At 57.7% G+C, this 13,639-nt stretch carries 9 protein-coding genes; 5 read left to right on the top strand and 4 right to left on the bottom strand.

Annotated elements, in window-relative coordinates; translation table 11 throughout:
* Positions 1-2: 2 nt before the first annotated feature.
* From ACR0NZ_RS10245 to ACR0NZ_RS10235, 3 genes are all read right to left on the bottom strand, one after another.
* The gene (locus ACR0NZ_RS10245) at positions 3-2,405 is read right to left on the bottom strand and encodes a GcvT family protein (RefSeq protein WP_480518697.1); all 2,403 of its coding nucleotides are present in this window, start codon (positions 2,403-2,405) and stop codon (positions 3-5) included.
* Positions 2,406-2,515: 110 nt separating this feature from the next.
* Positions 2,516-3,145 (bottom strand): glutathione S-transferase family protein, encoded by a 630-nt coding sequence (locus ACR0NZ_RS10240; protein ID WP_480518695.1) that lies wholly within the window; start codon positions 3,143-3,145, stop codon positions 2,516-2,518.
* A gap of 19 nt (positions 3,146-3,164) precedes the next feature.
* Positions 3,165-3,662, bottom strand: coding sequence for a class I SAM-dependent methyltransferase (locus ACR0NZ_RS10235; RefSeq protein WP_480518693.1), 498 nt, complete (start codon positions 3,660-3,662; stop codon positions 3,165-3,167).
* A gap of 233 nt (positions 3,663-3,895) precedes the next feature.
* Between ACR0NZ_RS10235 and ACR0NZ_RS10230 the strand changes: the two genes are divergently transcribed.
* Genes ACR0NZ_RS10230 through ACR0NZ_RS10210 form a run of 5 tightly spaced genes read left to right on the top strand, consistent with a single transcriptional unit; the run spans position 3,896 to position 11,120 of the window.
* Positions 3,896-5,668 (top strand): ABC transporter ATP-binding protein, encoded by a 1,773-nt coding sequence (locus ACR0NZ_RS10230; protein ID WP_480518691.1) that lies wholly within the window; start codon positions 3,896-3,898, stop codon positions 5,666-5,668.
* Positions 5,661-7,574 carry an ABC transporter substrate-binding protein gene (locus ACR0NZ_RS10225; protein ID WP_480518689.1) on the top strand — a complete coding sequence of 638 codons (1,914 nt, stop codon included), beginning with the start codon at positions 5,661-5,663 and terminating at the stop codon, positions 7,572-7,574. The genes ACR0NZ_RS10230 and ACR0NZ_RS10225 overlap by 8 nt, the downstream gene beginning before the upstream one ends.
* A gap of 14 nt (positions 7,575-7,588) precedes the next feature.
* Entirely contained in the window at positions 7,589-8,617 is a 1,029-nt protein-coding gene (locus ACR0NZ_RS10220; protein WP_480473819.1) for an ABC transporter permease, read from the top strand.
* Positions 8,614-9,768, top strand: a complete 1,155-nt coding sequence (locus tag ACR0NZ_RS10215; protein WP_480518687.1) for an ABC transporter permease — start codon at positions 8,614-8,616, stop codon at positions 9,766-9,768. Before ACR0NZ_RS10220 ends, ACR0NZ_RS10215 begins: the two co-directional genes overlap by 4 nt.
* The gene (locus ACR0NZ_RS10210; RefSeq protein ID WP_480518684.1) at positions 9,765-11,120 is read left to right on the top strand and encodes a CoA transferase; all 1,356 of its coding nucleotides are present in this window, start codon (positions 9,765-9,767) and stop codon (positions 11,118-11,120) included. The genes ACR0NZ_RS10215 and ACR0NZ_RS10210 overlap by 4 nt, the downstream gene beginning before the upstream one ends.
* A gap of 57 nt (positions 11,121-11,177) precedes the next feature.
* On the opposite strand, the gene ACR0NZ_RS10205 is transcribed toward ACR0NZ_RS10210, so the two are convergent.
* Positions 11,178-13,559: a mechanosensitive ion channel domain-containing protein gene (locus tag ACR0NZ_RS10205; RefSeq protein ID WP_480473822.1), complete on the bottom strand. Its 2,382-nt coding sequence runs from the start codon at positions 13,557-13,559 to the stop codon at positions 11,178-11,180.
* Positions 13,560-13,639: the final 80 nt, after the last annotated feature.

Raw genomic sequence — 13,639 nt, 5'->3', positions numbered from 1 at the left:
GATCAGCCCCGCATCGCTTTGCCCTGAGGGTCGTAGGGCGACGGTGCAATTACCCGCGCTGGACATTCCACACCCACCACATGGACAGACAGTTCCGTACCCGGGTCCACCTTGTCACGGTCAATCAAGGCCATCGCCAACGACTTGCCGATGTGGTGCCCATAACCGCCTGAAGTCACAAAACCCACGCGTTCGCCATTGGCCCAGACCGGCTCATACCCGCTGGCATCGGCGTCCAACGCATCGATTTCCAGTGTTACCTGTAACTGCGCCGGGCCATTGCCATCCCGTTCGGCCAAAGCGGCCTTCTTGCCGATGAACTCCTTGTCCCAGTCGATCCAGCGATCCATGCCGGTCATGCCGGGTGTGTAAGCCTGCGTGAACTCTGCCGACCAGATGCCAAAGCTTTTCTCAAGCCGCGTTGACAGCATCGCATTGAAACCGCACTCGCGGATTCCCTCTTCTGAACCCTCTTCCAGTAAAATGCGGCGCAGCTTGATGTGATCGCCATAGCGACAGTTGATTTCATACCCTTTTTCGCCGGTCACCGACATGCGGGCCACGCGGGCACGGACCAGGCCGATGTCGAAATCACCGCAGCCCATGAATTTCAGGTTTGAGATATCCTGTTCGGCCAGTTTCTCGACCACCGCCTGCGATTTCGGTCCGACCACGGCAAACCCGCAATACTCCTCTCCCAGGTCGCGGACGGTGACCCCATCCATCATATGATCGTTGAACCATCGCATATGCCAGGCGCGCAGGTAATAGCTGCCCATGATCCACCAGGTGCCATCGCCCCAGTTCAACACGGTCAGATCGCCTTTGAGCCGCCCGTCTTCGCCCAGCATCGGCGCCAGTTTGGCACGACCCGGCGCGGGCAGTTTCGAAGCCATAACGTTATCCAGCCACGCTTTGGCATTGGGACCGGAAACCTCAAAGCGGGAAAAGCCCGTGATATCCATCAGGCCCACGCCCTCACGGATGGTTCTGCATTCAGCCGCCACGATGTCGTGCGCGTTCGAACGTTTGAGCGTCGGCGTTTCCTCGAACCCTTTGGGTGCGAAATACAGCGGCACCTCCAGATCCCAGCTGACGCCCCATTTGCATCCGGCCTCAGTCATCGCGTCATGCGCCGGAGCCATCTTTAACGGGCGACCCGCAGGCAATTGTTCGTTCGGGTAGGTCATCACGAAGCGGCGCGAATAGAACTGGCCAGTGGTTTCACGGATATACCGCTTGTTCTGTGCGAATTCCCCATAGCGCGCCACATCCATCGGCCAGGCATCGGCTTCGGGCTCGCCATGGATCATCCATTCGGCCAGTGTTTTCCCAACGCCACCACCTTGCAGGAACCCTGCCATGACCGCACAGGCCGTCCAATACCCTCGTTTACCCGGAACCGGACCAACCAGCGGGTTACCATCCGGCGAGAACGTGAACGCACCATTGACCCATGTCTTGATGCCCACGTTCTGGATCGACGGATACCGCTCAAAGCCCAATGTCAGCTCGTTCTCGATCCGGTCAAGCTGTTCCTGAAACAGTTCCTCGCCATAGTTCCACGGCGCGCCATCCATCGCCCAGTGTTCGTGATCGACCTCGTAGATCCCCACCAGAACGCCCTTCTGGTCCTGCCGCATATAGGTGAATCCTTCGAGGTCCACGGTCATCGGCATCTCGAAGTCCGCCTGCGCCACTTCGGGCACCGTGTCCGTGATCAGATAGTGGTGCTTCAACGGTGAGACTGGCAGCTCTACCCCTGCCATGCGCCCAACCTGCTTGGCCCAGAGCCCGGCCGCGTTGACCACATGTTCACAGGTGATCGTGCCCTTATCGGTCACCACCTGCCAGCCATCCGCCGTCTGGATCAATTCCTCGACCTTGGTTTCCTCATAATATTCGGCACCACGTTTCCTGGCCGCAGTAGCATAAGCCTGAACAGTACCTGTTGTATCGATATACCCCTCGCGATCCGCCCACATCGCGCCCAAAACACCGTCGGTTGACATGATCGGGCAGCGTCTCTGTGCCTCTTGCGGGGTCAGCAACTCGCAGTCGTCAATACCGATGGACTGGAAGATGCGGTAATTGGCCTGCAACCACTCCCAGCGTTCAGGCGTACCGGCCAAAGTCAGGCCACCGGTCATATGCAAACCGATATTCTGGCCCGATTCTTTTTCGATCTCACTCAGCAGGTCGATTGTGTAGGCCTGCAACGAGGCCATATTTGGATCCGCGTTCAGGGCATGGATGCCGCCCGCCGCGTGCCAAGACGATCCCGAAGCCAGCCGCCGCCTTTCCAGCATGACCACATCCGACCAGCCGAATTTGGCCAGATGATACAGAACCGAGGCACCAACGACGCCCCCTCCAATGACCACTACGCGATATTGGGATTTCATCCCGACCTCCCTGAACAGAATCTTGGAAGACGCTAGTAGCACTGTTCAGTTCTGTCTAGACATTTCTGTACAGTGCGGAATGAGAGAACTCTACCTATTGCTTTGCAAACCTAAAGCTGCGCGCTTGGGCGGGCTTTCACGCTTTCAAACCAGACCTGCGTGTTCGTATTGCCGTCCGGTATCCGCATCTTTATGACGCGCGCGAAATCGACAAAAACAAAAGTGGATATATCCGCCAGAGTGAATACATCGCTAGCGACATACGCGCTTTGCATCAGCCGCGCCTCCAGCAGCTCGAAAAACGACGCAACCCGCTCGCGCCCACGTAACGCCAGCTCAGGGATCTGCGCATGGTTAACAGGGCCGGGAATAGCACGGTCTTTGAACGCCGGGTGGCTGTTGCGCAAAGCCTCAGCGATGGGCGCACCGCCCTGCTGCTCGGCAATTGCGTTCCACATCAAGACCAACCCTTTTTCATCAGCGTTACGGCCCATTAAGGACGGCTCGGGGAAACGCGCTTCAAGATACGCGGCGATGCCAAGATTTTCGGTCAGGACTGCGCCTTCATCCGTTACCAGAACCGGGATTGTGGCCCGGGGGTTCACTGTACGAAACTCAGCGCTCAACTGCGCGCCCTTAGCAATCGAGATTTCGTGCGTTTCGATGTCCAACCCTTTTTCCGCGATGAACATGCGAGCACGGCGCGGGTTTGGGGCCGTAGAGCAATCGTAGAATATCATGCAGGCCCCTTCTCTCTGGTCAGCGCCGATAGATGAAACAGCGCCCTTCGACGGCACCCTCGGGCAACGGCATTTCCTCCAGCCGCTCGAAATACATCCGGTCGCTTGATACCATTAATCCACCCGATGCCAGCAAGGGCTCGATCAACGGGGAAACAAGCCGCGCAAAGATGTCGTTCTTTTCGCGATTATGCCCCCCAAGATCTGCATGGATCAGGCTTGCTGTCGGTCCAAACCTGTCGACCGCCGCTGGCAGCGTCTCGCGCACATCTCCCAAGATCACCCTATCCTCGGGCGGGGTTGAATCGGGGTGCGAAGCCACCGCGCGTTCGAACACAAAGACAGGGCGTCCATCGATATGCTGCACAAGATGATGATAGGTGCGCCCATTGCCCAGACCCAGTTCAAACACCGGACCTGCCATGCCTGCCGTTTGCGCAATCGCGTGATCCAGACAGGCGCGCTGTGACACCATTCGATCGATAAACAAGTCCAGACGGCTTTGATTCTTGGACACCGGTAAATATCTCCTTGATACCAATCGAAAGCATAGATGCCCCCGACGCCGCCTTAGATGACAAATTCTCAAGACTTTGTGTAGCGACGAAGCCCAAAGTTTCACATTTTCGCGACATTTCAGCCCAAGAACGGGTTTGACTAGACAGGCGGAACCGCGCGACACTGGCGAAAAAATCACGGGGAGTTGAAACGACCGATGTCACCAAGCGGCCAAACGGTTGGAAAGCCTGCATGAGCGCGTTGTTGTGCGTCAGAGACCTCAGCATCGGCTTTGGTGCGGGAAGTTCCGTGGTCGCGGATGTGAACTTTGATGTCAAACCAGGGGAAACCTTGGCGCTGGTCGGTGAATCGGGATCGGGAAAAACCATCACGTGCCGGGCCGTCTTGCGGATTCTGCCGCGATCGGCCCAGATACGCAGCGGCACGATAACTTTGAATGATTCCAAGGGCACATGTAACCTGACAGCGGTCACCGAACGGGAAATGCGCGGCATTCGTGGCAATCGCGTTTCGATGATCTTTCAGGAACCAATGCGATCACTGTCACCTCTGCACAAGATTGGTAATCAGGTCAGTGAAGTCCTGTGGCTGCATCGTGGGCTTTCCGAGTCTGAAGCGCGAAAAAAGGTCCTGACGCAGTTCGAGCGCGTGGGCTTTCCAGATCCGCAGCGCGCCTATGACTCCTACCCGTTCGAGCTGTCGGGCGGAATGCGCCAACGCGCCATGATTGCGATGGCCATGGTATCCAAACCCGAGTTGCTGATCGCAGACGAGCCAACCACCGCGCTGGATGTGACCACTCAGGCTCAGGTTCTGGGGCTGATCAAGGAATTGCAGCGCGAGACTGGCATGGCGCTTATTCTGGTGACCCATGATCTGGGCGTGGTTGCCAACATGGCCGAACAGGTTGTGGTCATGCACAAGGGCCGCATCATGGAGGCTGGCCCGGCCGCACCAATCCTGACCTCCCCGGCGCATCCATATACCAAACAACTGTTTGATGCTGCGCCGGAAATTCCAGATCAGGCTGCTGTGGGCATACCGATGCCGGGCGACGATCTGATCCTTCAGATGAAGGGCGTCTCAAAGACCTACACGATGCGGTCCAGCAAAGGGTGGCAGGCCGACAAGGAAATCTATGCGTGCAAAGGGGTCGATCTGAATCTTGCACGTGGCAAGACGCTGGCCATTGTCGGTGAAAGCGGATCAGGTAAAACGACAGCCGCTCGGATCGCGTTGGGTGCGGAACTGCCCGATCCCGGCGGAGAAGTCCTGTTTCGCACCGCGCCGAATGCCGATCCCGTCACGGTGCACAACATGACCCGCGCCCAGCGCACGGCGTTTCAGCGCAATGCGCAGATGGTGTTTCAGGATCCCTACAGCTCGCTCAGCCCGCGGATGCGCATTCAGGACGCGATGACTGAGCCGCTGGAAATTCACCGCATCGGAACAACCGCCGAGCAGCGCGACAAGGCCGCCGAGATGTTGCAGCGCGTCGGCCTGACAGCCGACATGCTGAAACGCTATCCACACGCCTTTTCGGGGGGGCAGCGGCAACGTCTGTCGATAGCACGCGCCATGATGCTCGACCCGCAGCTCATCGTGTGTGACGAACCCACCTCGGCGCTGGATGTATCGGTACAGGGGCAGATTCTGACCCTGTTGGAAAATCTACAGGACAGCCTGAATCTGTCCTATCTGTTCATCTCGCACGATCTGGCCGTTGTTGCACGGATCGCCGACGAAGTTGCCGTGATGCGTCGAGGCCTGATCGTCGAGCAAGCACCACCCGAAACTCTTTTCTACAATCCGCGCCACCCCTACACCAAAGCGCTGATTGCCGCTCAACCCGAACCCGACATCAATCGCCCGATCGACCTGCAAGTGGTTTCCTTGGGCGCCGGCGCGCCGGACAGTTGGGATGAAGCCTTTCGTTTCTCGGACACCGTGATACCCTCATTGGTGGAATTGGAACCGGGCCATAAGGTACGTTGCCATGTTTAAGACCACTCGCCCCCTGATCCTGGCCGCTTCGTTGGCGCTCATCGGGATGCTGCCCGCCACGGCCGAGACGATCCCGACGCCGCAGGAAAGCGCGTTCTGGAACGCGGAAGTAGAAGCGGGCAATCTTCCTCCCGTTCAAGAGCGCCTGCCCAAGGACCCGCTGATTGTCGATCTGGCAGCAAAGGGTCGCGAGTTTGGCAAACAGGGCGGCACCCTGCGCACCATGATCACGCGCTCCAAAGATATCCGCCAGATGGTTGTCTATGGCTATGCCCGCCTGGTCGGTTTCGACCAGAACTACGAGATTATCCCCGATTTGCTGGCGTCGTTTGAAAACGAAGACGGCCGCAAGTTCACCCTGAAACTGCGCGAAGGGCACAAATGGTCCGACGGCTCTCCGTTTACGTCGGAAGATTTCCGCTATTGGTGGGAAGACGTTGCCAACAACAAATTGCTCAGCCCGTCAGGCCCGCCGGATTTTCTGATAGTCGAAGGCAAATCACCCACCGTTACCTTCCCGGATGAAACCACTGTGATTTTCGAATGGGAGAACCCTAACCCGGGTTTTCTACAATCGCTGGCTCAGGCAAGACCGCCCTTTATCTATCGTCCCGCAGCGTTCTTGAAACGATATCACGAGAAATATGCCGACCCCGAGGAACTTGCCTTTCTGGTCGACGATGCCCGCGTCAAAAGCTGGGCCGCGCTGCACAACAAGCTCGACAATCTTTACAAGTTCGACAATCACGAATTGCCCACGTTGCAACCGTGGCTGAACGCAAGTTCCGGCAAGAAAATCCGCCACAATTTCGTACGTAACCCCTATTACCACCGTATCGACAGCAAAGGGGTTCAACTGCCCTATATCGATGTGGTCGAGATGGAGATCGTTGCCCCCGGTCTGGTTGCCGCCAAAACCAATGCAGGGGAAAGCGACCTGCAAGGTCGGGGCCTGGATTTCCGCGACGCTTCCATCCTGAAAAAAGGCGAGGCGCAAGGCGGCTACAAGACATTACTGTGGAAAACCGGCGTTGCATCGCAAATCGCGATCTATCCGAACCTCAATTTCGAGGATGACGCCTGGCGCGAAGTGTTGCGTGACGTCCGTGTGCGGCGCGCCCTTTCCCTTGCCATCGACCGCGAGACAATCAACCAAGCTTTGTATTTCAAGCTTGCGCACCCCGGTGCAATGTCGGTTCTGCCTGCCTCGCCCTTTTACGATGAAAGGAATGCCACCGCCTGGGCCAGTTACGATGTCGGCCAGGCCAATGCGTTGCTGGATGAGGTCGGCCTGACCGAGCGCGACAAGAACGGTGTCCGTCTGTTACCGGATGGCCGCCCTATGGAACTGGTGATCGAAACTGCTGGTGAGCGGCAAGAGGTTGAAAACGCCTTGCAAATCGTCACCGACACCTGGCGTGAGATCGGGGTCAAGCTGGTCATGCGCCCATTGGATCGCGATATCCTGCGCAACCGGGTGTTTGCCGGCAACTCGATGGCATCGGTCTGGTATGGATGGGATGACGGCATCCCGCAGGCACACACGTCTCCAACCTATCTGGCACCCACCGATCAGGTATTCCTGGCCTGGCCAAAATGGGGCCAGTTCTACCAGACAGGTGGTGAAGCCGGGGAAGCCCCCGACATGCCCGAGGCAGAACGTCTGATGCAACTGGCCCATAACTGGGAGGTCGCCACAACGGATGACGAACGCAAGGAAATCTGGACGGAAATGCTTAAAATCCACGCCGATCAGCTGTATGCCATTGGTATCCTGAACGGAGCACCCCAACCCATTGTCGTTTCGAACCGTCTGCGCAACGTGCCGGAACAGGCCATGTGGGCATGGGAGCCCGGTGCGCATTTCGGCGTTCACCGCCCGGACGAGTTCTTTTTCGCCGACTAAGCAGGAGCAGCTAAATGGTCATGCTGCGCTATGCGGTGTATCGCTTTTTCACGATGCTGCTGACATTGTTGGTGGTCTCGGTCCTGATCTTTATAATCATCAACCTGCCGCCCGGTGATTACCTGAGCAACCAGATTGCCGAGCTTCAGGCCTCGGGCCAGTCAGCGGGTGTCGCCAAGGCCGAGTTTCTGCGCGCCGAGTACGCTCTGGATCGCCCTATGTGGGAACAGTACCTGATCTGGATAGGCTTCTGGCCGGGACCACACGGATTTTCAGGTCTGATCCAAGGCAATTACGGCTGGTCCTTTGAGTTCGACCGGCCTGTATCGGAAATCGTAGGCGACACGCTTTGGTTGACGGTCGTCGTCAACCTTGCCGCGATCCTGTTTGTATATGCCGTTGCCCTTCCCCTGGGTGTTATTGCTGCGGCGCGATCACGGACGTGGATTGATTATACCTCGGCCTTTGTGGGTTATCTGGGGCTGGCGACCCCAAACTTCCTGCTGGCCCTGATCCTGTTCTACTACGGGCATCGGTATTTCAACCTGCCTATTGGCGGTCTGATGGACCCCCAATTCGAAGGTCAGCCGCTGAGTTGGGACAAGATGAAATCCATTCTCATCCACCTGATCGTTCCGACTTTTGTCATCGGAACCTCGGGCGCATCGGCGATGATGCAGCGCCTGCGGGCAAATATGCTCGACGAACTGGGGAAGCCCTATGTGGAAACGGCCATTGCCAAGGGCATGGCCCCGTCGCGGATGCTAACAAAATATCCGTTGCGCGTGGCATTCAACCCGTTCGTTGCGGACATCGGTAACCTTCTGCCATCAATGGTGTCAGGATCGGTTCTGGTTTCAGTCGTTCTGGGCTTGCAAACCATCGGGCCGACTTTGCTGACAGCACTGAAAACGCAGGATCAATTCCTGTCCGCGTTTATCCTGATGTTTGTCGCGCTGCTGACGCTTATCGGCACGATGATCTCGGATATTCTGCTGGTGATGCTGGATCCCCGCATACGGTATGAGGGCCGCGAAGCATGACCGAACGTCCTGACAATCGCTACGTCGATGACGCGCCTTTTGATCCGCAGGCGTCGATACAGCAACTGGAACGCGCCGATCTGGATGCCCCCAACTGGGTGTTGGTCTGGCGCAAGTTCCGCACACATAAGCTGGGCCTGATCTCGGGCATCTTCCTGCTGCTGTGCTACCTGATGCTGCCGTTTGCCGGTTTCATCGCGCCGTATGGCCCGAATGACCGGAACGGAGAGCATCTGTACGCGCCACCACAATCCGTGAACTGGTTTTACGACGGCGCTTTTATCGGCCCCCATGTTTTTCCAATCGTCGCCGAGGCGGATCTGGAAACCTTCCAGTGGAAGTTCGTCCCTGACACTGATGACCCGCGCCCGATCCGGTTCTTCTGTGAAGGGTCCGAATATCGACTTGCAGGTCTTATCAAGACAGATACGCATCTTTTCTGCGCGCCGGATGGTGCCACTTTGTTCCTGTGGGGTTCCGACAGGTTGGGGCGCGATATCTTCAGCCGCATCCTCTATGGCGCGCAGTTGTCGCTGACCGTGGGTCTGATCGGTATTTCGGTGTCGTTCTTTCTGGGTATTCTGTTCGGTTCGATGGCGGGTTATTTCGGTGGGCGCATCGACTGGGTCATCAACCGGGTCATCGAAATCCTGCGCTCGCTGCCGGAATTGCCGCTGTGGCTGGCACTGTCTGCCGCCGTGCCTTCGAATTGGAGCCCGGTTGCCGTATTCTTCATCATTTCGATCATCCTCGGTATCCTCGACTGGCCCGGGCTGGCGCGTTCGGTCCGTGCCAAGTTCCTGTCCCTGCGCGAGGAAGAATACGTGCGGGCCGCAGAAATGATGGGCGCAAGCTCGGGCCGGGTGATCCGCAAGCACTTGTTGCCGAATTTCATGTCTCATTTGATTGCATCTGCCACCCTGTCGATCCCGGCAATGATCCTTGGGGAAACCGCGCTCAGCTTTCTTGGCCTGGGCCTTCGTGCACCAGCGGTAAGCTGGGGAGTGATGCTGAATGACGCGCAAAACCTCGCGTCGATCGAGATCTATCCCTGGACGGCAATCCCGATGCTGCCGATCATCGTGATCGTACTGGCCTTCAACTTCCTGGGTGACGGGTTGCGCGACAGCCTGGATCCTTATCAGCAATGAGCCTTCTTGCCACCCTTCCGGCTGCCGACCGATATCGCAGGGTCGGCACAGGCGCTCTGCCAAGTGCTTTTGCCGTTTCCGAACTGGCGACGGCCAGCTTTGCAGCCGTTGGGCAAGAGATGTCCCGCTTTATGCAGGCGCTGAACCTGACCCAGAAAGCACCCGAGATCGTCGTCGACCATCGGCTGGCATCCTTGTGGTTCGGCTATTCCTTCAAGCCTGATGGCTGGGAAATGCCGAACCTTTGGGATTCGGTCGCGGGGGATTACAGGGCTTCTGATGGGTGGATCAGGTTGCACACCAACCTGCCGCGCCATCGCGCGGCAGCGATGAAGGTTCTTGGAACGCTGCCAGAGCGTGAAGCTGTGGCAAAAGCCGTCAGAACCCGGGCCATATCCGATTTGGAAACCGATATTGTGGCCGAAGGCGGTGTGGCCGCTGCTATGCGCAGCCGGACCGAATGGCTTGAACATCCGCAGGGCCGCGCTGTATCGCGCGACCCGCTGATTGGTTGGCAAAGCCCGCGGTACGTCAAGCTGCGCGAGAGGCCGCAAGCAACTTCTGCAAGACCTCTTGCCGGGCTGCGGGTTCTTGACCTGACACGCGTTCTGGCGGGTCCGGTATCGACCCGCACATTGGCCGGTTTCGGGGCCGAGGTTTTGCGGATCGATCCGCCCGCTTGGGACGAGCCCGGTGTGATCCCTGACATTTCACTAGGCAAACACTGCTCCTATCTCGATCTGAAATCGACCAATGGAATGGAACGGCTGCAAGAGCTTTTGTCCCAGGCCGATGTATTCGTGCACGGGTACCGGCCCGGCGCTTTGGACGCGCTTGGCCTGACCCGCGCCAAGCGCGATGAGCTGGCACCGAACAGGGTCGAGGTGACGCTGAATGCCTATGGCTGGCAAGGCCCCTGGTCGAACCGGCGCGGCTTTGACAGCCTTGTGCAGATGAGCGCGGGAATTGCGCATACGGGCATGGGTTGGGCTGACGCAGACAAACCAACGCCATTGCCGGTTCAGGCTTTGGACCACGCAACCGGCTACCTGATGGCCGCCGCCGTCCTTTCCGCATTGGCCGAGGCCGCGTCGGGCAATTCCATCATGCATGCGCATCTGTCCCTTGCCCGCACCGCCGAGCTTTTGGCGATTCTCGGCAAAGACGACGTCGAGGCTGAGCCCATTCGCCCGATGCCCACGGATTACTCCCCTTCAACAGAAGCCTCGGGCTGGGGACCGGGGCACCGCCTCAAACCAGCGCTAAGCCTCGGTGAAACTGTGCTGCAATGGGATTTACCGGCGTCGAAACTGGGCACATCTGACCCGGTCTGGCCCTTCGTTTCCAACTGACCTCACGCTTTCGGGGCACCTCATCCGAGACTCAACACAAAGCGGCGGCGGGACTCTCTACCGGTCGTCGCCATCCGGCCCGATATCGTCCAGATAGTCCTCGTCAATTGCGGCCTGAACAGCCCCTGTCACAGCCTCACGCTGTTTTGGTGTCAGGTCTTCCGCCTCTTTGCCATCTGCCAATCTTACAGTGACCTCGCGATGCGCAAACTTGATCCCCTCTCGCGCGAACAGCTCGCGAATGTCCTGATAGACCTTTTTGCGAACCAGCCACTGGTCGCCGGGTTTCGTCATGAACTTGACCCGGATGATCATCGCTGAATCCTGCATCTCGATCACGCCCTGTGACTTCAGCGGTTGGATGAAATTGTCTCCGATTACGGGATCGGCCAACAGTTCCTGACCCAATTTCTTGATCAACTTGCGAACCTTCTCGACATCGGTGTCATAGGTCACGCGCAGCGGCAGCTTCATGATCACCCAATCGCGCGAATAGTTGGTCAGCACTTTGATCTCGCCAAAGGGAATGGTGTTCAGCGCACCCAGATGGTGACGCAGTTGCATGGACCTGACCGAGATTTTCTCGACCGTCCCTTTCACATCCCCAATGTCGATATATTCCCCTTTCCGGAACGCATCATCCAGCAGGAAGAATGCGCCGGAAAAAATGTCGCGCACCAGCGTTTGCGACCCGAAACCCACGGCCAGACCAACCACACCGGCACCCGCAAACAACGGGCTGACATTGATACCCAGTTCCATCAGGACAATTAGTACGATCGTGACCACGACAACAGCCAGAATTGCGCCCCGGAAAAGTGGCAACAACGTTGCCAGACGGCTTTGCCCGCCTTCCCCGCCTTCGTCGCCCAGTTCAACCTCGGTGCCATCGTCGGATTCTTCAGCGATCTTGCTGTCGATCCAGATCCGAAAGAAATGAAACAGGATGTACCCGATAAACAGGACGACCATCACATCCAGCGCACGTTCTACCGGCAGATCCTCGCTCCAGTCCGCGTTCGGGTACCATATCACGACAAGCGCATAAGCCCCGAGCACGAAAGCCAGAATTCCGGCTACCCGGCGGGCCAGGTCTTCATAAGTCAGAAGATGCTGCTTCGGCTGTTCAGCCTCGGGTATATCCGCCGCCATGACGCCTTCATCCGCTGCCTCGGCTTCCCCGTTTATTTCGCTAATCATGCGCGAGCGGTCAAAATACCGCTCCAGCAGGTAGTTCATTGCACCATAGGCCACGACCACGGACATGAAGATCAGATAGCTGCTTGCAATCAACGGCAGCGGTGTCGGATGCTCCAGCGCCAGATCAACAGCCAGACGGAACCAGCTGAACACGACATAGATGATCAATGCCGGCGCCCAGCCAAATGACACAAACCGCAGCAGCCAAGACACCTGTTCGGATGCCCGCCCACCCCGGATCGCGTTCGAGATGGCACGGGCGTTGAATAGGATCATCAGAATATTACCCAGCGCGCCCAGCATCGTCAGACCGCCATACACCATGGCGTAGACGTTGTAGTTCAGCCCAAAATCAGCGACCCAGGTGGAAAACAGGACGACCGAAATATCATAGGTCGCCAGCACGGACGCCCAGATGTACAGCCTGCGCGCATTCTTGTCCGAAAAGGGCGGTAATCGATATTGGCTCAGATAAGGCGACAGGACCATGCGCCACAGGTCCGACACCGTGCGCGACAGGAAAAAAGCCGTAAAGATGGCGGTGATCGTGAACTGGACCGAGATATCCTCGGCCTCGCCAAAGATCAGATACCCGACGATCAAAGCCATGATCATTGCAAAGACCGTAGCACCGATCCCCATCAGGAACCGGAACAGCAGGAACGGCATCTTTTCCCGATAACCCTGTGGTTCGTCCTTGATCCGCGCCACCACCCAGCGGCGCGCGAACCGTTTCCCGTAAATCTCGATCGACAGCCACCGCCCAAGTAACAGGAACAGGATATTCCAGCCCAACACCTCGACATAGGTCTGGATACGGCCATCTGGGCTGGTCTGGCGCAGGATGTACTGTACTTCAAAAATAGAATAGGGCAGCGCCTCGAGACGGGAATTCATCGACTCGCGGAATTTCGAGAACCGCTCTTGCGCCTTCATCAGCTGCGAACCGTCACCCATCGGGTTGCTCGAATCGCTGTCCGCGCCCCCCGAACCTGCATCCTTTCCACCTGCCGTTGTCACAACCTGACCGGCACTGTCGATGACAATGACACTCGCGCCTGCATCGCTGGCAGCACGGATTGCAGCGGCCAAATCACTTTCCTTGTCGGTCCCGGACGAACTGCCCGACCCGGAAGAATATCCGGGAATCAAGGACGTCTGCGCCAATGCACCAGTGGGAACGCTCAGGAAAATGGCCCACAACGCCAAAAAAAATACGGCCGGAAAGTTATTTCGCATTGGGTCTTGCATCCAGTTTTTGCCGATATTGGCCAGATTACAGAAGCGTTTCAGGCAGTTCAAACACTCGCATCACTCCG

It is taken from the genome of Ruegeria sp. AE3, assembly GCF_056542225.1.
This window is presented reverse-complemented; position numbering and strand designations above follow the sequence as displayed.

Bases quoted from the DNA above. Each gene is read 5' to 3' on its own strand.
- ACR0NZ_RS10245 (WP_480518697.1), bottom strand. From the start codon at position 2,405: ATGAAATCCCAATATCGCGTAGTGGTCATTGGAGGGGGCGTCGTTGGT.
- ACR0NZ_RS10205 (WP_480473822.1), bottom strand. From the start codon at position 13,559: ATGCGAAATAACTTTCCGGCCGTATTTTTTTTGGCGTTGTGGGCCATT.
- ACR0NZ_RS10240 (WP_480518695.1), bottom strand. From the start codon at position 3,145: ATGATATTCTACGATTGCTCTACGGCCCCAAACCCGCGCCGTGCTCGC.
- ACR0NZ_RS10225 (WP_480518689.1), top strand. From the start codon at position 5,661: ATGTTTAAGACCACTCGCCCCCTGATCCTGGCCGCTTCGTTGGCGCTC.
- ACR0NZ_RS10215 (WP_480518687.1), top strand. From the start codon at position 8,614: ATGACCGAACGTCCTGACAATCGCTACGTCGATGACGCGCCTTTTGAT.
- ACR0NZ_RS10230 (WP_480518691.1), top strand. From the start codon at position 3,896: ATGAGCGCGTTGTTGTGCGTCAGAGACCTCAGCATCGGCTTTGGTGCG.
- ACR0NZ_RS10220 (WP_480473819.1), top strand. From the start codon at position 7,589: ATGGTCATGCTGCGCTATGCGGTGTATCGCTTTTTCACGATGCTGCTG.
- ACR0NZ_RS10210 (WP_480518684.1), top strand. From the start codon at position 9,765: ATGAGCCTTCTTGCCACCCTTCCGGCTGCCGACCGATATCGCAGGGTC.